The 23,730-nt window shown below is 25.9% G+C and carries 23 protein-coding genes and 1 other annotated feature; of the genes, 21 read left to right on the forward strand and 2 right to left on the reverse strand.

Annotated elements, in window-relative coordinates; genetic code table 11:
* The first annotated feature begins 15 nt into the window (after positions 1–15).
* From AZI32_RS02010 to AZI32_RS02080, 18 genes are all read left to right on the forward strand, one after another.
* Positions 16–882 carry a HEPN domain-containing protein gene (locus AZI32_RS02010; protein WP_061994249.1) on the forward strand — a complete coding sequence of 289 codons (867 nt, stop codon included), beginning with the start codon at positions 16–18 and terminating at the stop codon, positions 880–882.
* Positions 879–1,079 (forward strand): HEPN domain-containing protein, encoded by a 201-nt coding sequence (locus AZI32_RS18245; RefSeq protein WP_345968949.1) that lies wholly within the window; start codon positions 879–881, stop codon positions 1,077–1,079. Before AZI32_RS02010 ends, AZI32_RS18245 begins: the two co-directional genes overlap by 4 nt.
* Before the next feature lie 592 nt (positions 1,080–1,671).
* The gene (locus AZI32_RS18730) at positions 1,672–1,755 is read left to right on the forward strand and encodes a hypothetical protein (protein ID WP_345968950.1); all 84 of its coding nucleotides are present in this window, start codon (positions 1,672–1,674) and stop codon (positions 1,753–1,755) included.
* Entirely contained in the window at positions 1,752–1,958 is a 207-nt protein-coding gene (locus AZI32_RS02015; protein ID WP_061994250.1) for a hypothetical protein, read from the forward strand. Before AZI32_RS18730 ends, AZI32_RS02015 begins: the two co-directional genes overlap by 4 nt.
* A 309-nt stretch (positions 1,959–2,267) precedes the next feature.
* The gene (locus AZI32_RS18900; protein ID WP_275934968.1) at positions 2,268–2,390 is read left to right on the forward strand and encodes a recombinase family protein; all 123 of its coding nucleotides are present in this window, start codon (positions 2,268–2,270) and stop codon (positions 2,388–2,390) included.
* A 449-nt stretch (positions 2,391–2,839) separates the two neighbouring features.
* A complete protein-coding gene (locus AZI32_RS02020) occupies positions 2,840–4,621 on the forward strand; it encodes a thioredoxin domain-containing protein (protein WP_061994251.1) in 1,782 nt (593 codons plus the stop codon).
* A gap of 168 nt (positions 4,622–4,789) precedes the next feature.
* Positions 4,790–5,644, forward strand: coding sequence for a DUF4438 domain-containing protein (locus AZI32_RS02025; RefSeq protein WP_061994252.1), 855 nt, complete (start codon positions 4,790–4,792; stop codon positions 5,642–5,644).
* 247 nt (positions 5,645–5,891) lie between these two features.
* On the forward strand, positions 5,892–6,794 hold the full coding sequence (locus AZI32_RS02030) for a YafY family protein (RefSeq protein ID WP_061994253.1): 903 nt from the start codon (positions 5,892–5,894) through the stop codon (positions 6,792–6,794).
* A 110-nt stretch (positions 6,795–6,904) separates the two neighbouring features.
* Positions 6,905–7,138, forward strand: coding sequence for a zinc ribbon domain-containing protein (locus tag AZI32_RS02035; protein ID WP_010297217.1), 234 nt, complete (start codon positions 6,905–6,907; stop codon positions 7,136–7,138).
* Between the two features lie 18 nt (positions 7,139–7,156).
* Entirely contained in the window at positions 7,157–8,041 is an 885-nt protein-coding gene (locus AZI32_RS02040) for a radical SAM protein (protein WP_061994254.1), read from the forward strand.
* Between the two features lie 123 nt (positions 8,042–8,164).
* Positions 8,165–10,360 carry an alpha/beta hydrolase gene (locus tag AZI32_RS02045; RefSeq protein ID WP_061994255.1) on the forward strand — a complete coding sequence of 732 codons (2,196 nt, stop codon included), beginning with the start codon at positions 8,165–8,167 and terminating at the stop codon, positions 10,358–10,360.
* Positions 10,361–10,671: 311 nt separating this feature from the next.
* A complete protein-coding gene (locus AZI32_RS02050) occupies positions 10,672–11,052 on the forward strand; it encodes a hypothetical protein (RefSeq protein WP_061994256.1) in 381 nt (126 codons plus the stop codon).
* A 249-nt stretch (positions 11,053–11,301) separates the two neighbouring features.
* Positions 11,302–11,526 (forward strand) — a binding site (T-box leader).
* Positions 11,527–11,958: 432 nt separating this feature from the next.
* The gene (gene thrS, locus AZI32_RS02055; protein WP_061994310.1) at positions 11,959–13,866 is read left to right on the forward strand and encodes a threonine--tRNA ligase; all 1,908 of its coding nucleotides are present in this window, start codon (positions 11,959–11,961) and stop codon (positions 13,864–13,866) included.
* Positions 13,867–14,174: 308 nt separating this feature from the next.
* Positions 14,175–14,435 (forward strand): FeoC-like transcriptional regulator, encoded by a 261-nt coding sequence (locus AZI32_RS02060; protein ID WP_061994257.1) that lies wholly within the window; start codon positions 14,175–14,177, stop codon positions 14,433–14,435.
* A 33-nt stretch (positions 14,436–14,468) separates the two neighbouring features.
* Positions 14,469–14,690 (forward strand): ferrous iron transport protein A, encoded by a 222-nt coding sequence (locus AZI32_RS02065; protein WP_010297200.1) that lies wholly within the window; start codon positions 14,469–14,471, stop codon positions 14,688–14,690.
* A 14-nt stretch (positions 14,691–14,704) separates the two neighbouring features.
* A complete protein-coding gene (locus AZI32_RS02070) occupies positions 14,705–14,926 on the forward strand; it encodes a FeoA family protein (RefSeq protein ID WP_010297197.1) in 222 nt (73 codons plus the stop codon).
* A gap of 59 nt (positions 14,927–14,985) precedes the next feature.
* On the forward strand, positions 14,986–16,995 hold the full coding sequence (gene feoB, locus AZI32_RS02075) for a ferrous iron transport protein B (protein WP_061994258.1): 2,010 nt from the start codon (positions 14,986–14,988) through the stop codon (positions 16,993–16,995).
* A gap of 189 nt (positions 16,996–17,184) precedes the next feature.
* Positions 17,185–18,945, forward strand: coding sequence for a peptidoglycan-binding protein (locus AZI32_RS02080; RefSeq protein ID WP_061994259.1), 1,761 nt, complete (start codon positions 17,185–17,187; stop codon positions 18,943–18,945).
* 55 nt (positions 18,946–19,000) lie between these two features.
* Here the strand turns inward: AZI32_RS02080 and AZI32_RS02085 are convergent, their stop codons facing one another.
* On the reverse strand, positions 19,001–19,858 hold the full coding sequence (locus tag AZI32_RS02085) for a DMT family transporter (protein WP_061994260.1): 858 nt from the start codon (positions 19,856–19,858) through the stop codon (positions 19,001–19,003).
* A 403-nt stretch (positions 19,859–20,261) separates the two neighbouring features.
* On the opposite strand from AZI32_RS02085, the gene AZI32_RS02090 reads away from it, so the two are divergent.
* The 3 genes from AZI32_RS02090 to AZI32_RS02100 all read left to right on the forward strand — a co-directional run bounded on the left by AZI32_RS02090 (position 20,262) and on the right by AZI32_RS02100 (position 22,969).
* Positions 20,262–20,855 (forward strand): hypothetical protein, encoded by a 594-nt coding sequence (locus AZI32_RS02090; protein ID WP_061994261.1) that lies wholly within the window; start codon positions 20,262–20,264, stop codon positions 20,853–20,855.
* A 257-nt stretch (positions 20,856–21,112) separates the two neighbouring features.
* A complete protein-coding gene (locus AZI32_RS02095) occupies positions 21,113–21,610 on the forward strand; it encodes a GNAT family protein (protein ID WP_061994262.1) in 498 nt (165 codons plus the stop codon).
* A gap of 492 nt (positions 21,611–22,102) precedes the next feature.
* Complete coding sequence (locus AZI32_RS02100; RefSeq protein ID WP_061994263.1) at positions 22,103–22,969, forward strand: hypothetical protein; 867 nt, start codon at positions 22,103–22,105, stop codon at positions 22,967–22,969.
* Positions 22,970–23,191: 222 nt separating this feature from the next.
* Here the strand turns inward: AZI32_RS02100 and AZI32_RS02105 are convergent, their stop codons facing one another.
* The gene (locus AZI32_RS02105) at positions 23,192–23,680 is read right to left on the reverse strand and encodes a hypothetical protein (protein WP_061994264.1); all 489 of its coding nucleotides are present in this window, start codon (positions 23,678–23,680) and stop codon (positions 23,192–23,194) included.
* Positions 23,681–23,730: the final 50 nt, after the last annotated feature.

Raw genomic sequence — 23,730 nt, forward strand, 5'->3', positions numbered from 1 at the left:
TAGACTCTTCAATATATGATAATTGATGAACACTTTGCTTCTGTTAATGATATTAAAATTAGCTCTGCAAGTTCAAGGTATACAGATTCAAGTAAACAGATTAGAATTGCTCCTTTTGAAAGAAAAATTCGTAATGAAGATGATGATAAGGAATTTGTTTTAAGATATAAACTACTAGCGCAAAAGGTATATAGGTTAACCGACCCTACGGTTAAAATTAGTTTTAATGCAAATATGAATGGAGATTCTCTAAAACAATGTACAACGACTCAAAGTACAGATATAAAATTTGAAGATTTAAAAGAAAAATTATTTGAATCAACTTTAGATTTAATTTATGATTTTTCAGAATTTTTAACTTTATGTATAGGTGAAAAAGTTAATACATATAATATAGAAGTTCTAACTAAAAGTGGTAATAAAATTTTAATATCTTGGAAGGGCATGATATTAAATGAGGATTCTGATAAAACATTACATAAAATATTAGTCCCATACCAATTTATTCAAGATAACTTTCAACAATGTTTAGAAAGTTGGTATGAAAAAAATGAGAAATTAAAACCTATAATAAATTATTTAGTTGAAGCTTATGAAAAAGTATTTTATATACCAATGTCATTTTTAAAAGTAATACAAGCATTTGAGGCTTTTTCGATAAGAATGAGAAATAATTATAAGATAGATTCAGAGGAACATGAAAAAAGAGTAAAGTATATTATTGATAAAACTGATAATGAAGAATATAAACCTTGGTTAGAAGAAAGATTAAGATATTCTAATGAACCAAATTTAAATAGTAGAATTAAAGATTTATTTACAGAATTAGATTTTATAATACATATGAGTAGTGAAGATAAAAAAGGAATGCTAACAAAATAACACTTACAAGAAATTATTATACTCATTTTGATGATAGTAATAAGGAAAATGTAATGAGTGCTGATGAAATATTTTATATAACTAAGTATATGCCATTGGGTTTAAGAGTTTTAATAATGATGGAGTTAGGAGTGGAAAAAGAATTTATAAAATCTCAAATAGATAATGTAAATGAGTTATGGTTTTTAATCATTTAAGAGATGAATTTAAATTAAATAGTGGATATGTTGAAAATAGCACAAAGCAGTTAGAGGAGTTTATTAAAAAAATATATATAAATGAAGAAATTAAAAAATTAAGCAAACAGAATAATTAGTATATTGGATTAATTTTATCTATTAGTGTAATGAAAATTTGATTTAAGAGCTCACAGGCTATGCTAGTGGGCTTTTTGCATACCAAAAATGCAAGTGAAAAAGGTTGAGAAAATGAAGGAGAAAAGAGGTTGATAAAAAGGGTGAATTCTTTGATTTTCAAGGGGTCAGAGGGATAAAAAGGAGATGGGGAAACGAGAGGAAATGCTTGAAAAAAGTATCAAATAGAGGAGAAATGCTTGAGAGAATAAATTGAAAAAAAGTAAGAGTTTATTTTAATTGTACAGTAGTTTTAATTTGTTTTCATATTGCTGTTTTTTATGATGTTTTAGTATATTAACAAGTGTATTTCCAATTAGAATGGTTCTATGAGAACTTTTAGTTTTAAGGGTTCCAAAGACCCATTCTTTATTTTTATATGTTTTGAGTCCAAAAGCAAGGAAAGATAATAAATGCTACAGTAGTTGATCATATTATTACCAATAGAGGAGATTATAAATTGTTTTGGGATGAGAGCAACTGGCAACAGCGTTGTAAGATATGCCATGATAAAAAATAATATCAGAGGCTAATCAAAATTTTTCTAGAGTTGCAAGAATGGTAGATGAAAATGGTGCAGCTATTACATTAAAGAATAATGCACCGAGATATGTTTTAATAGAAGTTTTACAGGAGTATAGGGGACGCATCTCTAAAGAGAACATGCTAAAGATCGCAGCCCTCTCACGTGTCAATTTTAGAAGAATTAAACAATTGGGATAGGTAAAAATCGCAAAATATAAAGTTTAAATTAAGTAGCTACAAGCGTTGTGGTTATTTTTTTTATTATGTAAAAGTTTTAAGCTACGTTCAAATAAATAACTAGTCAGTATGCTAGTTTATGAGCAACTAGATATGGCTAATAGACCTACAATGAAACAAATGATAGAAAACAACATGAAAGAATAGCAAAACTAGAAGAACAGATAAGGGGGGCTTAAAAAAGGAGAAATTACAGGTTGTTTAATAGAAAAAAATATTCCGGGAAGCCCTAAATATAGATATACATATGACGAAAATGGATAACTTATTATAAATGAAAAGCAGGCTGAAATAGTTAGAAGGATATATAAAGAATACCTAGAGGAAAAAGGTATAAGAGCAATAGAAAAAGGTCTTGAAGAGGATAATATGAAGTATAGAAAGAAATTATAACAACAACAAATAAATTACTTTTGTCAATAGATTTTCTGAAAGTTGGAGGTAAGTTGGTGAGCTGATAGTAACTTGTCAGTATTTTTATGATATACTTTAAACTATGGAAATAAATAAAGCCTCGTAGTTAACTCTAGGGGGGTGAATTATTAAATGATATTATAGCTTCTAAGGATATTGCCTTGGGAGCTTTTTTTATTTGGAGCAATAAATATGGCTATTCATAAATGTAAAAAGTGCATTTGGAGTAATAAAATCAGCAACAGCCTTTTGTACTGTATTTTTCCAAGGTGCATCATGAATAGATATTAATACAGAAAAGCTAATAACTAGCTACTTAGAAGCCTATCAAAATATAGATAGGCTTTTTAATATTTTAAGGATCAAAGGGTATATTATTAGTGTAATAGCAAATAGAAAATGAATTTATAGTTATTGGAGATGATATTATGGTAACAAATCAGAAAGTACCTAATAATTTAATAAATGAAAAATCCCCTTATCTTCTTCAACACGCTTATAATCCTGTTAATTGGTATTCATGGTGTGATGAAGCTTTTGAAAAAGCTAAAGATGAGAATAAACCTATATTTTTAAGTATTGGTTATTCTACTTGTCATTGGTGTCATGTTATGGCTCATGAGTGTTTTGAGGATGATGAAGTTGCAAAAATTCTTAATGATAATTTTATATCTATAAAAGTTGATAGAGAAGAGCGACCTGATGTTGATAGTATTTATATGACAGTTTGTCAGGCATTTACTGGCAGTGGTGGTTGGCCGCTTACTCTATTTATTACTCCAGATCAAAAGCCTTTTTACGCTGGTACTTACTTTCCTAAACATGCAAAATATAATGTTCCAGGTTTTATGGATATTCTAAGTAGTATAAGTGAGCAATGGAAAAGTGATAAAGAGCTTATTACAGTTGCAAGTGAAGATGTTATGATGCAGATTCAAAATGCATTTCAGCCAACAACTACAGATGATGAAATAGGAAAAGACATTATTGAAGGTGGCTATTTATGGTGTTTAGAATTTTTTGATGTTGTAAATGGTGGATTTGATAAAGCCCCTAAATTTCCTACACCTCATAAACTCATGTTCTTACTAAAATATTATAAGTTAGAAAATGAACCAAAAGCTTTAGAAATGGTTGAAAAAACTTTAAACCAAATGTATAGAGGTGGTATTTTCGATCATATTGGATATGGTTTTTCTAGATATTCTACTGATGATAAATGGCTTGTTCCACATTTTGAAAAAATGCTTTATGATAATGCATTATTAACTATGGCATATTTAGAAACTTATGATATAACTAAAAAAGAAATTTATAAGAATGTAGCTGTAAAAACTATGGATTATGTTTTAAGAGAACTTACAAGTAATACCGGTGGTTTTTACTGTGCACAGGATGCAGATAGTGAAGGTGATGAAGGTAAATTTTATGTTTTTAATCCTCTTGAAATTTGTGAAGTGTTAGGAGAAGATGATGGAAAGTATTTTAATAATTACTTTGATATAACTACTTCAGGAAATTTTGAAGGAAAAAGTATTGCAAATCTACTTAAAAATAATTCCTTTGAAAATGATGATGAAAAAATAAATGATTTAAGGAAAAAGGTTTTCAATTATAGACTTGAAAGAACTACTTTACATAAGGATGAAAAAGTACTTACTTCATGGAATGCTCTTATGATTACAGCCTTCGCTAAAGCTTATTCTATATTAAAAGATGAAAAGTATTTAAAAGTTTGTAAAGATGCTATAGCTTTCATAGAAAACAATCTAATAAATAAAGATAATAGGCTTTTAGCTAGATATAAGGATGGTGATGTAGCTTATTTTGCTTATTTAGAAGACTATGCATTTTTAATATGGTCATTTATAGAGCTTTATGAAGGAACTAATGAGAAGGAATATTTAGAAAAAGCAATATCATTAAATAGTGAAATGATTGATAAGTTTTGGGATGAAAACAGTTCTGGATTTTTCCTATATGGTAAAGATAGTGAAAAACTTATTGCAAGGCCAAAGGAAATTTATGATGGAGCAATTCCATCCGGTAATTCTGTAGCAGCCTACGTCTTAGTCAAATTAAGCAAAATAACTAAGGATAAAATTTTAAAAGATATTACATATAATCAGCTTAAATATTTCTCAAGTACTGTTAAAAACTCTCCAATATCATACACTATGTATTTAATTGCACTTATGAATTATCTATAATAAAACCTCTACTACTTATTTATAGTGGTAGAGGTTTTTATTTTGAGTTATCATATATCTTTTATGAATAATTTATTAAAAAGTTTTTGTTTTGTTGTAAAATAAAGGATTTATTAAGAAGTCACTAGAATTTAATAAATATGAAAATTTACTAAAGGAGGGTTCGGTTTGGTTAAAACTAACAAAGATAAAGTTGTAATGCAAAGTGTTCAAGGTAAAATTCATCATCCAGCTTTTCCACCATCTCCTTATAGAATAAGTCATGAAGGGGAACCAATGGTTTTACCTGCAACCGGTGGAATTTGTTATAATGTTAAGATTGGTGACAGTGCCTTTGGTTTATCTGGAGACCATATAGAACCAGGTGTTTCAATAAAAAATCCAGATTCTAGAGAAAATAATGCTCTTACTACCCTTTCATGTATAGGAAATGTTGCAAAGGTAGTTTCTGGTGATGGAAAAGGCGGAATTGGGTATGTAACAGGAATGCATGGTGGAATAGATCATGTTTTAATACATTTTGAAGATGATATTTTAGATGATTTAGCTGTTGATGATAAAATTTTAATAAAAGCATACGGTCAAGGGCTTAAGCTTTTAAATTACGAAGATATAACGGTTATGAATATAGACCCAAATCTTTTTGAAAAATTGCCTATAAAAGAATATGATGGGAAACTTATAGTTAATGTTGCCGCTATAATACCACCTTATTTGATGGGGTCAGGTATAGGTGCTTCAACTTCTTTTACTGGTGATTATGATATTATGACAGCAGATATATCTGAAGTAAGAAAACATGGAATAAATAAATTAAAATTTGGCGATTTAGTACTTTTAAAAGATTGTGATAATACCTTTGGAAGGGGATATTTATCAGGATCAGTTTCTATAGGTGTTGTAATTCATAGTGATTGCATTAAGATGGGTCATGGTCCAGGAATCACTACTATATTAACAAGTAAAAAGCCAATAATAGAAGGTATGATAAGTGAGAATAGTAATATAAAAGATTTTATTTAATGAGTTTTTATAAAGAGTTCCTATTTACATATATAAAATGGATTATATATTTTGAACTCTTTATATTTATTGGAATTATATGTAAACATATACATTGCCTTTAGATTTAAATTTAAAGTTTACATGTTATATATACTTATAAGTGTTATTAAAAAATATGTTACATAAGTGAATAAGTTAGAAATTCAGCTTGTAACTCTATAGTTAAATTAAGTTTAAGTGTGTTAATATTACTTTAGGTGATGTTATGAGAATAAATAGATTAGTTGAAATAATTATAACCCTTTTAAATAAAAAAGTAGTTACTGCAAAAGAACTAGCAGAAAAGTTAGATGTATCTACTAGAACGATATATAGAGATATAGAAGAGCTTTCATTATCAGGTATTCCTATATATGCAAGCAAAGGTACTGGTGGTGGAATATCTTTAATAGAAGAATATACCATTAATAAAGCTATGTTATCGCAAAAGGATAAAGAAAGTTTAATGTTAGCATTAAGTACATTAAAAGCTACGAAAATTCCAAATATAGATAAAGTTTTAAATAAGCTTGGAGCTATATTTAAGAATATGAATGTGAATGATTGGGTTGCTGTTGATTTTTCTAACTGGGGAAATAAACTAAATTCAGATTATAATTTTGAGGATATAAAAGGTTCTATATTAGAAAAGAAGATAATTGAGTTTAGATATATAAATTCTACTGGAGTTAGTAGCATAAGGAAAGTACATCCATATAAACTTATCTTTAAAAGCAAAGAATGGTATTTATGGGGCTTTTCTATTGAAAAAAAGGATTTTAGAATATTTAAACTTAGTAGAATTAAAAATTTTAAGATTAAAGACGATACATTTATACGTAAGGAAGTAGATTTAAATTTATCACGTGAAATGAATTTTGAAGTTATAAATTTAAAATTGCGTTTTAGTAAAGAAGTTTTATATAAAATTTATGATTTTTATGATGAAAATTCTATAATAAAAAATCAAGATGGAACCTATGATGTTACTGTAAGCTATCCAGAAGGTGAGTGGGTTTATGATCATATATTATCTTATGGTAATAATGTTACAGTTTTAGAGCCTAAATTTGTTAGAGATGAAATTATTAGAAGATTAAAGAAAACTTTAATGAATTATAATTTCTAATATGACAAACAGTTGTCAACTATTCTTTGATAATATCATATTAAAGCAGATAATAAAATTTATAGGCTTACAAAAACAACTTATTTTATAAATTGAAAGGATGTTTTAATATGAATTTTTGTCAAAGTTGTGGAATGCCACTAGTAAATGAAAATGAGGTTAGTGATAATAAGGAATATTGTGTTTATTGTTATAGTAATGGAAAGTTTAAGGCAGATATTTCATTAGATGAAATGATAGAGGCTTGTGTTCCTCACCTTATGAATGCACATAAAGATTTTAGTGAGGAAGCTGCTAGAGAAAATCTAAAAAGTTTCTTACCTACTTTAAAAAGGTGGAAATAAATTAATTGGAGAAGAATAATGGAATCTATACCCTGTAAGACTATTATTACAAAAAATGCTCATCCAAACTATTGGTTTGGAGCAGATTATACAATGAATATATATAGAGGTTGTTGTCATGGTTGTATTTATTGTGATTCTAGAAGTAGTTGCTATGGAATTGAAGAATTTGATAAAGTTAAAATAAAAAAAGATGCACTAAAAATAATAGAGGGTGAATTAAAATCTAAAAGAAATAAAGGTGTTATTTGTACAGGAGCAATGAGTGATCCTTACAATCCTTTTGAAAGAAAATTAAACCTAACTAGACAATCGTTAAAGTTATTAAATAAGTATAACTTTGGTGTAGCAATAGCCACTAAAAGTAATTTAATAACTAGAGATATAGATATATTAAAAAATATTAATGATATTTCTCCTGTATGTGTAAAAATGACTATAACAACTTTTGATGATAATATGTGTAAAAGGATAGAGCCAAATGTTAGTTTATCTTCTCAAAGATTTAAAGCTTTAGAGGAACTAGCAAATAACGGTATATATTGTGGTGTTTTAATGATGCCAATTTTGCCCTTTATAAATGATAATGAAGAAAATATAAAAAGTATAATAAAAAGGGCAGAAAATTGTGGAGCAAAATTTATATATCCTTATTTTGGAGTAACTTTAAGAGATAATCAAAGGGAATATTTTTATAAGAAATTAGATAACAACTTTCCTCATATAAAAAATAAATATGAAACAAATTTTAGGTTAAAATATAATTGTCAATCATTAAATAGAAAAATTTTATATGATATTTTTAAAGAACACTGCGATAAGAGCAATATAATTTATAATATGAATAAAATCATTGATGATTATAAATATGACAGAACATCTCAATTAAGTTTTTTTGACTAATGTTTGATTATTTTTTAGGAATCTAAATCTTTTAATTAAATGTTGATTTTAGATTCCTATATTTTAATTTTAACCTAAAAATAAAAGATACAAATTTAGTATCCACATATTAGGAGGATTGATATGTTTAAAAAATTTAAAATGAATCTTAAAAATTATATACATCATACATATTTTGATAAATATAGATATGTAAAATTAATCTTTATGTTATTGATTTCATTAATGGTAGGATTGGAAATGGCCTTTTTAGGAACTGGTCTTCCTAAAGTTTTAGATTTTATAGTATTTACTGCCGCTACTTTTTTAGGTTTGATAATTCTTATTGTTATTTTACAGTTAGTATCTTTAATTATAAAAAAAATACCTATAAAAAATCTTCCTTTTATAATTGGATTGTTTATAATTTCTTATACATTCGTGACAAATTTCTTTATAGACACATCATTCGAGGCGGATGTTTTTATAGCTATTACTATTGGAATTATACAATTAATATTTATATATAGTATTTTAAAATTATTAAGTAAAAGCAAAAAAAATGGATTTATATGGTCAATATTTATATTTTCATTATTTATGAATATTTCTATGATATATTTTATTGGATTTAAAGGATATGATGAGAATCTTACTGAAAAGTATTTATCATTAAGGGTTGAAAATAATAACGATTCTTCTATCTTTAGTGAACTTATTAGAAAAGGGGATTATTCAGTAAAGAAGTTAAGTTATGGTTCATCTGATAAATATAATTTAAAAACTTCAAAAGTAAATTTATCACCATATGTTTCTGATGAAGAAGGAATTATAGGTAAACTTAGAAATATATATTGGGGATTTGATTCTTATTCTGTACCTATAACAGGGGATGTGCTTTTTCCTGAAAAAGGTGAAAAACTGCCACTAATTTTAATTGCTCATGGAAATCATACTATGACTACACCGTCCCATGAAGGTTATGAATATTTAGCTAACCACCTTGTAAGTAAAGGATATGTTGTAGCTTCTATAAATGAAAATTTTTTGAATTTTTATATAAATTCAAATTTAGCTGATGAAAATGATGCTAGGGCAGTTATGATGCTAAATAATATAAAAGAATTTGAAAAATTTAATAATGATAAAGAAAATCCACTTTATAATAAAATAGATATGAATAATATTGCACTAGTAGGACATTCAAGAGGCGGAGAAGCAGTAGCTATCGCTGCATTATTTAATAAATTAAGTTACTATCCTGATGATGGAGATATAAAACTTAATTTCAACTATAATATAAAATCTATAGTAAGTATAGCACCTACTTATAATCAATATAAACCTTCCGGTAAGTCAGTAGAATTAGAAAATATTAATTATTTTTCAGTTCATGGTTCTTATGACCAAGATGTAACAGAATTTGATGGAAGAGAGCAATATGATAATGTTAAATTCACTGATGGCAAAGATTATTTTAAAAGTTATCTTTATATTTATGGAGCAAACCATGGTCAATTCAATAGTACTTGGGGACGATATGATCTTAACAAACCAATGGGATGGTTTTTAAACACTAAGCCAATTATTAAAGATGAAGATCAAAAAAATATATTGAAAGGATATTTAACTGGTTTTTTTGATTGTACTCTAAAGAATAAAAATAAATACAAAGATATGTTTATAAACTATAAAAGTATTCAAAATGATTTACCTAGAACTGTATATGTAAATGAATATGAAGATAGTAATTTTAAAGTTATAGCTAATTATGAAGAAGATTTAGATTTAAAAACATCGTCTTTAGAAGATAGTTCTATATTTGGAAAGAATTTTACCATATGGCGTGAAGAAAAGGTCAGAAGAAGGGATGGTTCTTCTACTAGAAATACAGCGGTTAGACTTAGATGGTATAAGGGTTCTGGAAGCTTTTATAGTATATCACTTCCAGAGAATGATATTTATTTAGAGAATATAAATAATAACTCAATACTGCAATTTTCAGCATGTAGAATGGATAATTACGATGTTTTAAAAAATGAATTTAATGATGTAGATTTTACAATTCAATTGGAAGATGTTAATGGAAATGTTTCATCTATTTTATTAAAAGATTACTATACGTTATATCCTCCATTAAGGTCTAATTTATATAAAAACAACTTTTTAGTTAAAAACAATACAATAGAACATGAACTTCAAAATTTTACTTTTCCAATAGAAGAATTTGTTAAAAACAATTCTAAATTAAATATTAAAAAATTAAAAACTATAAAGTTTGTTTTTGATAAAGGAGTTAAAGGAGATATTCTGCTAGATAATATTGGAGTATGTATTTAGGGACATTTTTTATTATTTAAATAAAAGTTAGTTATGTTTGAACTTTCTAGGCTTACTTATTTATGTTTTAAACAATATTATATTAATTATATTTTTTAGTTGGAAATATAATAAAACCAGTACTTAATAAAATGGTACTGGTTTTATATTTAAATTTTTTAAAATTATAATCCTAAAAAGCATTAAACTTTTTCTACGTGTCCTGTAGCTTTTACTTTTTTTATTATTATTTTATACTTAATTGAAAATAATTGTACTTTTTCTCTATAGTTGGTATAATTTAGACAAATTTATTTATAGGAGGCTTTTAAATGGCTAAAACTAAAGAAGAAATGAAACAAGAACTTAATGATGCTAAGATTTATTTAAAAGAAGGTATTGAAAGAATAAATGAAGAGCAAAAAATAAAAAAAGAAGAAAAAATAAAGAATGTAGAAAAAAATGCACAAACAGGAAAGGTAAATTATTTTCATCGAAGTGCATGGGATACAATGAGTGAAAAGACTCTAAAGATATTTAACGTATTTTTTAGATGTATTGGAATATTTTGTCTTACAGGAGGTTTAATAGTTTTCTTTGCCGCAGGAGATAAAGTAGGACTTATACCTGGAATACTTGGTTTATATTTTACATTACTTGATGTTAGAAAATTTACTAGTTCATATAAAACCGAAAAAAAAGCTAGAAAATAAAGCTTGGTAATGTTTAAATACAATTACTATATAGTAATATTTATTAGTAAATCAATAAATGAAATGTTATTTTATACAGTTTTTTAAAATATTGAATAAATCATAAGTACAATTTAAAAAACTATAAAAAATTTTCAGAAATGTGTTTACAAAGTAATTTTAGTATGATACTATAAGTATAAATTATTAATCTTTTCTGAAAAGGTTATATATTTGAATTTGTGCACAAATAAATGCAAATTAAATATTAAATAAACTATGATAGGAAGAGTATTATAGGTTACAGTTTACAGAGAGGGAATATCACTGGCTGGAAGTATTCCCAAATATGACTATAAGAAAACTACCCTGGAGTTATGGCTTATTAGCTTTTAAAGTGAAATGTCATCGGTTAGATGCCGTTATTAAAACGAGAAGAATTGAATTTTAATTCAATTTGGGTGGAACCACGAATATACAGCATTCGTCCCAACAGGGATGGATGCTTTTTGTTTTACCCAAAATCAGTAATGATTTTAAATTAATAATAAAATAATAAATTAAGCTAAAGTTTTACATAAAATTATTGAAATGCAAAAACAAAAGTTCTCTTAATATTAAAACAATTACAAACTATGTGTAATATTAAAATTTATAATTAAAATATAATTTTAAAAGTGTACATAGAATTATAATATTAAGGATTTATTATCAAATGAGAATAGAAACTTTATTATAAAATAATTAAAAATGTTTTATGGCGATACTTAGAAATGACGTATTATATAGCTTTACAATAAAAAATAATAAACATAAATCTTTTTAAAAAATAAATTTATATTTTCAATTGATAAGGAATTTTTGAAAATTAAACATTAAAAGTTTGAGAATTTATATAAAAAATATTTTGGAGGGATAACAATGAAAATGATAAATATAACATTAAAAGATAATTCAATAAAAGAAATAGAGGAAAATATTAGTGTATATGAACTTGCTAAATCAATTAGCAACAAATTAGCAAAAGTAGCTATAGTAGGGAGAGTTAATGATGAATTAGTTGATTTAAGTTATAAATTAAAAGAAAATGATAAAGTTGAAATTTTAACATATGAAGATAAAGAAGCTATAGATGTTTTAAGACATTCAACTACTCATATAATGGCACAAGCAGTTCAAAGACTTTATAAAAATGCTAAATTAGCAATAGGACCTTCAATCGACAATGGATTCTACTACGATTTTGATGTTGAAAAAGCTTTTTCAGAACAAGATTTAGAAAAAATTCAATGTGAAATGGATAAAATAATAGAAGAAAATCTTCAATTTGAAAGAATAGATGTATCAAGAGAAGAAGCGATAAAATTAATGGAAGATAAATGTGAACCATATAAAATAGAACTTATTAAAGAGTTACCAGAAGGAGAAAACATTTCACTATATAAACAAGGTGATTTTGTTGATCTTTGCAGAGGACCACATATTCTATCATCAAAATATATAAAAGCTTTTAAATTATTAAGTGTAGCAGGTGCATATTGGAAGGGTAATGAAAAAAATAAAATGCTTCAAAGAATTTATGGTACAGCTTTTGAAGATAAGAAAGCCCTTGATGCATACTTAAATAACTTAGAAGAAGCTAAAAAAAGAGATCATAGAAAGTTAGGTAAAGAGCTTAAATTATTTACAGTTATGGAAGAAGGACCAGGATTCCCATTCTTTTTACCAAATGGTGTAGTGTTAAAAAATACTTTAATAGATTTTTGGAGACAACTTCATATAGAAGATAACTATATAGAAATAGAAACACCTATAATGTTAAATAAAAAATTATGGGAAACTTCAGGACACTGGTATCACTATAAAGAAAATATGTATACTTCTGTTATAGATGAAGAAGAATTTGCATTAAAACCTATGAACTGTCCTGGTGGAATGCTTGTATATAAATCAGAAGCACATTCATATAGAGATTTTCCAATGAGAGTTGCAGAACTTGGAAGAGTTCATAGACATGAACTTTCAGGAGCGTTACATGGACTTATGAGAGTTAGAGCCTTTACTCAAGATGATGCCCATATATTTATGTTACCAGATCAAATAAAATCAGAAATCAAAGGTGTTATATCACTTATTGATAAAGTGTATTCAAAATTTGGATTTAAATATAGTGTAGAACTTTCAACAAGACCAGAAAATTCTATGGGTAGTGATGAAGAATGGGCAATTGCAGAATCTTCATTAAGTGGAGCTCTAGATGAAATAAATATGGAATACAAAATAAATGAAGGTGATGGAGCTTTCTATGGTCCTAAAATAGATTTCCATCTTGAAGATAGTATAGGAAGAACTTGGCAATGTGGTACAATCCAATTAGACTTCCAACTTCCACAAAGATTTGATCTTAACTATATAGGAGCTGATAGTGAAAAACATAGACCGATAGTTATTCACAGAGTAATTTTAGGTAGTATCGAAAGATTTATTGGTATATTAATAGAACATTTTGCTGGAAAATTCCCAACATGGTTAGCACCAGTTCAAGTAAAGGTACTTCCTATATCAAATAAATTTAATGACTATGCAATGGAAGTAACTAAAACTCTTAAGGATAATAATATAAGAGTCCAGTTAGATGATAGAGATGAAAAAGTAGGATACAAAATTAGAGAAGCTAGCAATGAAAAAGTTCCTTATATAATAGTTATAGGTGAAAGAGAAGTTGCTGACAAAACAATTTCACTTAGAACTAGAAAAAACGGTGATCAAGGAACTGTTGCTTTAGAAGAATTTATTAAAAATATTAAAGTTGAAATTGAAAATAAAGACATATAAAATTTAATTTATAATAACTAAAATGTGCTATTAACAACTTAAAAAGTTTGTTAATAGCACATTTTTATTCAATGAAACTTCAAATCAAATATTATTGATAATCACTTGCAATTAGAATATGAATGTGTTAATATTACTTTGGAAAGCAAATATGTAATATAAGTAAAATATTTCATTGAAATGTAATTTTAGATATATTGTATGATTTAAAAATTAAGTTTATTTATACGTCGTATTTTTGAAAATCAGAATAAGTAGTACATGCTTAACTGCTTTAAATATATATAATTAAAGAAAGAGGTGATATTATGTTATATAAAGTTTTGAACTTTTTACATAAGGAAGGAAATTTTTCAACTAAAGCTATATCTAAATCACTTAAATTGCCTGAACCTATTATTGATGATTTAAAAGAAAAGCTGATTAATATGGGGTATATAAAAAAAGCAATTTGTGATGTATCTATGTGTGAAAAATGCTCCTGTGGATGTAACAGTAAGAAACTAAATGATAAAACTGATTGGGAAATAACTGAAAAGGGAATCAATTTATTAAAAAAAATTAGTTAATATATTTAAAAGTAATATACTAGGGAGGTTATTATGAACACATTGGATCAATTAAGCATTGGTGAGAAAATTAAAGTGAAAAGTATAGAAAAAGATAGTGCTGTAAAAAGAAAGCTCTTAGATATGGGTATAACACCAGGTGTAGAACTTAAAGTAACTGGTAAAGCGCCTTTTGGTGATCCACTTGAGATTTTAGTAAGGGGATACAAATTAACCCTTAGAAAAGATGAAGCTAAAGTTATTAGCGGAGAATAAAAAGAGGTGATTTTATGATAGTACCTATGAATTTAGCAACAGAAGGTAATACAGTGGAAGTGAAATCTATATCTATGAAAGATGGACTAAACAAAAGACTTGGAGAATTAGGAATTATATCAGGTAATAAAATAAAAATAATTAAAAATGATGGAAGAAGTCTTATAATTTCCATAGAGGATAGTAGATTTGCTTTAGATAATAATATAGCTAAAAATATTATGATAGCAACTTAAAGAAAATTTTTTTAAAATTTTATTGATAATAACTTTCATTATCAAAGAGGGGGATTAAAATGAAGACAATAGCATTAGCAGGTAATCCTAACTGCGGAAAGACTAGTTTATTTAATATATTAACTAAAGCTAGACAACATGTAGGAAATTGGCCAGGAGTTACTGTAGAAAAAAAAGAAGGTATTTTAAAATATGAAGGTAATGAGTATAAAATTGTAGATTTACCAGGCACTTATAGTTTAGGTGCCTATTCAGAAGATGAAGTTATAGCAAGAAATTACATAGTAAAAGATAATCCAGATGTAGTTATAAATGTAATTGATGCTACCAATATAGAAAGAAACTTATATCTTACACTTCAATTAATAGAAATGGGAGCTAAAGTAGTTATAGCTTTAAATATGATGGACGAGGCTGAAAGCAAAGAAATTTCTATTAAAATAAAAGAACTTTCTAAAAAACTAGGGATAGATGTTATACCAACAGTTGCTGTAAAAAATAAAGGTATAGATAATCTTATAAAAGCTAGTATAAAGGATAATATTAATACTTCAAATATAAAAATTAATTATGGTGAAGATATCAATAAAGAGTTAGAAGGTTTAGCAAAATCTATTGAAGAAAATGTTAAATATAGCACTCTTTCTTCAAAATGGGCTGCATTAAAACTTTTAGAAAATGATTCTCATATAAAAAGAGAACTTAATATCGATGAAGATGATAAGTTGAAAAAGCAACTAGAAGGATGTTACAAAGGAATTGAAGAAAAAGTTGGATTTGAACCGGAAATGGCTATTGTAAATGAAAGGTATTCTGTAATATCTGAAATTGTATCAGATACTGTAACTAGAAAAGAACAATCTAAAGAAACTTTTTCAGATAAAATAGATAAAGTCGTAACTAATAAATTTTTAGGAATTCCTATATTCGGAATAATTATGTATTTATTATATCAAATTACATTTACTGTTGGTGCAGGAATTCAAGATTGGACTGATGGTCTTATTGCATCATTAGGGGAACATACCGGTGCTTTCCTTATAAATGTAGGAGCTCCAGAAGTTTTATCAAGTTTTGTTAGCGATGCAATTTTTGGTGGTTTAGCAGCTGTAATAGCTTTCCTACCTTTAATTATGGTGATGTATTTCTTAATTGGTATATTAGAAGACAGTGGTTATATGGCTAGAGCTGCTTATGTTATGGATAAATTAATGAGAGCTTTAGGTCTTCATGGAAAAACCTTTGTTTCTATGCTTGTTAGTATCGGATGTAATGTTCCTGGTATAATGGCAACAAGAACTCTTGAAAATAAAAAAGATAGAATGATTGCAATACTTATAAATCCATTTATTTCTTGTGGTGCAAGACTTCCTGTATATTTATTATTTATAACAGCATTCTTTGAGAAAAATCAAGCTTTAATATTATTCGGACTTTATGCTGGTGGACTTCTTGTGGCACTTTTAATGGGAAAAATATTTAGTAAAACGTTATTTAAAGGTGAACCTTCTTATTTTGTAATGGAACTTCCAAGTTATAAAGTACCATCAATCAAAAATGTTGTAATGTTAATGTGGGATAAAGCAGGTGCCTTTATAAAAAAAGCAGGAAAAGTTATTTTACCTGTAATGGTAGTTCTTTGGGCACTATCTAACTTCCCACTAGGTGTTGAACCTAATAGTGAAGAATCACTTCTTGGAATTATAGGTGGTTTCTTTGCTCCGTTATTTACTTTAGCTGGTTTTGGAACATGGCAAGCAGGTATATCTCTTATAACTGGTATATTAGCTAAAGAAACTGTTGTTGCCACAATGGGATTAATTTATGCTGGTGTAGAAGAAGGTGTTGCAGTAACAACTGCAATTCAATCAATATTTACTCCACTATCTGCCTTATCTTTTATGGTAATGTCTTTATTATATACACCTTGTTTAGTTGCTCTTGGTGCGGTAAAAAGAGAAACTAACTCTTGGAAATGGACATTATTCACAGCGGTTTATACATTTGTAGTTGCATGGATAGCGGCAGTACTTGTATATCAAGTAGGTTTATTACTTGGATTTAAATAATAAAATCTAAAATTAATAAAATATCTATAAACTAAACACTTTTAGTTTATAGATATTTTTTATTTTGAAAAATATATTCAGTATTTATAGAGACTTTTATAAATCTATATTCTATAAGTAAGTTTTCCTACATATTTAATGTAATTATATCATATATTTATATTAATAGAACTTTCTAAAGGAGATTTTATGGCTACAGGATATATAAGGGTTCAAGTTTCTTTTGCAAAAGAAGCTATGCCAGTTCAAAATTGTAAAGTCACTATTCGTAAATTTAACGATGAAGATATATCCTTTGAAAAAGTGTTGTACACTAATATTAGTGGAATAGCAGAAACAATAGCATTAGAAGCGCCAGCAGAAGAATTTTCACAAACAGCTCAAAATGAGGTAATACCATATAAACTTTATACTATTACAGCAGAGGCAGAAGGGTATATACCTACGGTTATAAATGGAGTTCAGATTTTCCCAAATGTAACAGCTCTTCAAAAGATAGAAATGTTTCTTCAAAATCCTAAAAGTAATATAAAAGAAAACATATTAAATATTCCTCCACATCAACTTACTTTAAGTGAGCCAAGGAATAAACAAGTAGGGCCAAAAGTAGCGCAGTATCTTTTAAAAGAGACATATATTCCTAAATATATAACTGTTCATTTAGGAGAACCAAATGCATATGGGGAAAATGTGACAGTAGCTTTTCCGGAGTATATTAAAAATGTTGCTTGTAGTGAAATTTACCCAACTTGGCGCAGTGAAGCTTTAAAAGCAAATATTCGTGCTCAAGTTTCTTTTGCATTAAATAGAGTTTATACCTCATGGTATAGAGATAAAGGATATAGTTTTGAAATTACTAATTCTAAAGCATATGATCAATGTTTTGAATTAGGACGAAATTATTTTACTAATGTAAGCCAAATGGTTGATGATATATTTAATCAATATATATCTAAAATAGGATTACTTGAACCATTATTTGCAACATTTTGTAATGGTATAACAGTTACTTGTAACGGCTTATCCCAATGGGGATCTTTGGATTTAGCAATTAGAGGCTATGACGGTTTTGGAATATTACAACATTATTATGGATATGATATTTCACTAATTATGGCTAATAATATAGAAGGTATGTTAGCGCCTTATCCTGGAAACACTTTAATGCTAAATAGTAAAGAAGAAGATGTTAAAATTATACAGTTAAAATTAAATGAAATCAGTAATAATTATACTGCTATACCTAAAATTCCAAAAGTGGATGGGTTCTTTGATGTTGCTACTGAAAAAGCAGTTATTGCATTTCAAAATATTTTCAATTTAATACCTGATGGAATAGTAGGTATTTCTACATGGAATAGAATTTATTTTATTTATGCTGCTGTTTTAAATTTAGAAGAAGTAGAAGCACTTAGTAGTACTGATGAGTATAAATATGTTACTCTTAAAGAAGGCTCTACAGGGGATGAAGTAAAACTTTTACAATATTATTTATTAATTATATCTAATATTTATAACGAAATACCAAAAGTTAAAATTACTGGAGTTTTTGATGAAGATACTAAAAATGCAGTTTTAGCTTTTCAAAAGTATTTTAATATGTTAGTTGATGGTATAGTAGGACGAAATACCTGGGAAAAGCTTATTGAAATATATTATGAAATTGAAAGTACATTCCCTAAAAGCAATAAAAACCAATTGACTTCTAACTATATGCTAAAAGAAGGATCTATAGGAGATGAAGTAAGGTTACTTCAATATCATCTTGCTGTTATTTCAGATATATATCCAACTATATCTAAGCCTAAAATTACCGGGGTATTTGATGCCGAAACTAAAAAATCTGTATTAGATTTTCAAAGATACTTCGGGCTTGATGAAACTGGAAATGTAGATTATAATACATGGAATAAAATACAAGGGGTATTTGATGGATTAAAACCATTTTAAAAAGAATAAAAGAAAAGAGTCATATCACTTTTAAATTGGATATGACTCTTTTCTTTTATTTACTAGATTTTGAAGAGTATATATTAATTATAGATACTACAATAATAATTCCATAACCTATTAAAGATAGGTAGTCAGGTATTTCTTTAAAAAGAACAAATCCATATACTGCAGCAAATAAAAGACCAATATAATCAAACATAGATATTTCACTAGCTGGAGCATTTTTATATGCCAATGTTAAAAAGATTTGTCCTAATGTAAATGAAAGCCCTCCTAATATTAAAAATGTTATATTAGTTAAGGTTAAAGCACTTGTGTTAACAAAAATCCACGGGCTCATAGTTATAGTTGCTATACCAGTAAAAGACAATATAACTGTAAAAAAGCTTTCTTTATTACCTAAAACTCTTATCATTGTATAAGCTACACCAGCACTCAATGCAGAAATAACACCCATTAATGCTGGTATTATAGCTGCATTAAATTGGGGCTTAATAACAAATAAACTTCCTATAAAAGCTAACAATAAAAATATAAGTTGCTTTTTAGTGATTCTTTCTTTTAATATAAAAAATGAAAATATTATTGTGAAAAACGGACTTAATTTAGTAAGTATCGTTGCATCTGCAAGCAATAAAGATTCTATAGAATAATATAAGGTTAATATAGAAATTGTTCCCATAATACCTCTTAAAAGCAAATATTTTCTATTTTCTCTTTTACCTAAAAAAGAATCTTTTCTCTTAAGTATTATTATAGAAATTATAATTGTTGCTACTGCATTTGAAATAAAAGTTTTTTGATATGGGCTACATTCAAGTGCTAATTTTGCAAAAAGGTTCATAGTTGCAAAAGATAAAGAAGCTAGTATTATATAAATAATTCCTTTGATTTTGTTGTTACTACTCATGTCTTTTCTCCTTAGTTACATTTAGTTATATTTTAAAAGTACTAAACAATTATATATTAAATTTATATTTTTTTCCACTTTTCATAGTTTAAGTACTTTAAAATGCTTAATTTATATTTTATTAACAGGGATTATACAAGTGTTTGTAGAATTAAAATAATATACTATTTACATTAACAATGATTAATATATTATTTATAAGTTTTACTAATAAAAAACATACTAACATATATGACTTTATAGAATTCTCTTATCTTTTTAAAAATTCATTTCAAAAATAGGCAAAATTCTAAATTTAGCTTCTTTAATAAATTATTAAAATCCCCTAGTTTATTTAACATATATATGTTAAAATTCATATGGTTTTAAAATAATTTACATTTTATGTACAAAGGAGGCCAATATGCTTAATGTTAGTTTAGTATTAGGTATACTTGTTAGTTTTTCTACGTTTTTATTAATTTTTTTAAAAAGAAAATTTATTATAAAGTCATATATAGAATCATTTTATGTTATGACATATTTTAATTTATGTTATTTAGCTTATGCTATAGAGTATCATAGTTTAATTAGTTTTAAAAGTTTATTTGTATTAGCACTTATGGGAATTTTGTATTATATTTCTTTTGATTACGGAAAATATAGTTATAGCATTTATGGTGAACGTGGCTATTCTGTTGATGATTTGATTTTATACTATTTAAGAAAAAATAACATAAAATTCAAAACTGTTAATAATTCGTATATTTTATATTTTTATGATGAAATATTAAAAATAGAAGTAAATTCATTAAATATATGTAGCAATATCTCGCTAAACACCAACGCTAGTAATACCAACAGATTAGACGCTCTTGCTGAAGATATAAATTCATATTTTAATACACAACGTAAAAAGCATTCTTTAAAATCTAAAATGTTATATTCAAGTTTTTTATTCATATTTGTAATATTGACAGTGGCATCTATTTTACAATTAAATAATATATTAATATAAGAGGGCATACTTTCCCTCTTATATTAATATATTAAGTTTTCGGAATTTTCTACACTTTAAAATTGAATTATATTTTATTAGGTTTATAATTTACATCTTTACTAAGATTAAGTAAAAATATTTATTAACCAATATTTAGTTCTTTAATTTTAAATTTAAATGTGTATTTAAGCTTAATTTTGGATTTTTATATCTTATATATAGGAGATTTTGATTTCTAATTTATTTTAATATATGTTTTGTAAAGGGGTGTTTTTATGAGTTTTAAAAAAATTAACCAACCGAAAACTATATATATAAACGATAGATTAAAACTAACGAAAGTCACGAAAGACAGATATAAGTTGGCACTGCCCTGGTACAGCAATCCAGAGATATTATATTATTCTGAAGGTAGGGATATAGCACCCTATGAAATAGAAAAAATAACTAAAATGTATGATTATTTATCGTCAATTGGTGAATTATACTTTATAGAAATTTTAGAAAATAATTCTTGGAAAGCTATAGGCGATGTAACTTTATCACAAGAAAATTTACCTATAGTTATAGGGGATAGCGATTATTTTGGAAAAGGTATTGGAAAACAAGTTGTATCTACATTGATAAATCGTGCTAAAATCTTAGGGTTAACAGAACTTCATATACCTTTAGTTTATAAATATAATATAAGATCTCAAAAGCTTTTTACTTCTCTTGGATTTACTCTTCTACAAGAAAATGATGACTATTACTCATATGTACTAACTTTATAGTTTATCTTGATTTTGAAATTATATAATTTATAAAAAATAGAGCTTAAAAAATATTATTATTCATTGATAATTATTATTCAACTTCAATTTATACAAATTAAATTCTTTTAAAATTAAATTCATAGGTGAATTGTACAAGTGGGTGAAAGTTTTTTACTCACTTTTGTTTTTTTATTTCAATGTGTTTGCTACCTCTTTTTAGGTTATTTTTTCTGTTTTTCATCACATTTATTATTATATAGTTAATTACTTCCTCTTTTTAAGATTTATTATTTTAACTTATATTTTATATTTAAGCTTAACTCAATATAATAAAAGTTATATTGAGTTAAAAATATTTTCTATAATTATCAACAGTTAATCATTTATTTGTTTACCAATTTATGATATAATTTATAGTGTAAACATTAAGTTTACGTTGAAAACTTAATGTTTACACTTAATAAGCATATATAGAAGTAAACAAATTTTATAGATTTAAGGAGAATTTTTATGGATACGACTTTTAGTGTAAGAATAAGTGATGAATTAAAGGAAAAATTTAATGATTTAGCACAAAAACAAGGAATAAACAACAAAGAATTCATGGAAACTATGGTAAAATTCTATGAGTTAAATTCAATTAAGGATGATAACTTTAGTATTAATGATGATATTAAAGAATTGCAAAACATTACAGGAAGAATTGTAGACATTTTTATAAATTCTACAGAGCGAAATAAAATAAAATTTCAAGAAGTAACTAATTTAAATAAAGAAGCTAATGTATTGAAAGAAGAAGAGATAAATAATCTTAAAAAGGAGATAGCTACATTAAAAGAAGAAAATAATAAATTAAAAGAGCTTAATAAAGAAATTGATAAAAGAGATAAGAAAATAAGTTCTTTAGAAGGTGATTTAAATCAATTAAAAAACTTTAATGTTATGTTAGAAGAAAAAAATAAAGATATGGAAAAATCACTATATGAGTTTAAAAGCATAAAAGAGGTCGATGAAAAGAAAAATAAATTGATAAATGATTTAGAAAAAGAAATTTTAACTTTAAAAAATCACTTAAAAGAAAAAGAGCTTAAAGTTGAAAATATCGAAGAAAAACTTACTATTTTACAAAATAATTATAAAAAAGAGGTAGAGGAGTTAACTAATAAAAATATATATTTAAGTGAAATGGAACTTGAAAAAATTAAACTTGAATATGAAAGAAAAATGTTAACTTTAGAAGAAGGATATAAAGAAAGATTAAGTAGTAAAGAAACAGAACTAAATAATAAAATAATGCATCTTATGGAAAAACGTGAGGAAGACGGGGAAGTTATACGTAAGCTTATAATGGGAACTCAAAAGAATAACGAAAAATAATATGTTATAAATAATAGGTTTAAGAATTGGTGATAATTATTTAAATACACATTCCATTTATGTTTTAATAAGTAAATATAGAGAGAAAATTTACACAACAAAAACATTTTACAAATATTCATTAAGGTGAGTGGAGACCATTTTATCACCAATTCTTATTTCAATTATTGACTTTAGTACAATTTTTATGCACTTTACAAAAATAATTTTAAAATAAATAAATTAAGCTGAAAAAAAATCTATGTGATTTATATTATCATTTCCTTTTACCTTTATATTAAGGTGTCCGCCTGCATTTTCACCAATAATTCTAATAAAATATTTATCACTTTTAGGTATATTAATTTCTATATCTTCATCTTCATTTTCTTTTACTTCATTTTTTTTAGCTACTATGTTATAGTTGGAATCTAATACTACAATGTAAAATAATCCCTTATTAATCTTAGTTTTATCTTTTATAACTATTTTTGTATCTTTATCACAAAATGCCTCCATTAAAGACCACTTACCTGTAAATTTATCAAAATCAAAACTCTTTCCATCCTGTGAATCTATTACATTTGTCATATGATAAATACTTTTATCAGATTCATCTTTACTAGATAAATACATATCAGAATTAATATAAAAGGAACTATTTTTATATAAACTAAGTCCTAAAATTAAAAAAATTATACAAATAGCTATTAATTTTTCACTCTTCTTCATTTCATACCTCCATTTAATATTCTGTATAGAATAAATATAAAATGTATATA

It is taken from the genome of Clostridium sp. ATCC 25772, from assembly GCF_001573875.1.
Taxonomy (GTDB): domain Bacteria; phylum Bacillota; class Clostridia; order Clostridiales; family Clostridiaceae; genus Clostridium_J; species Clostridium_J senegalense.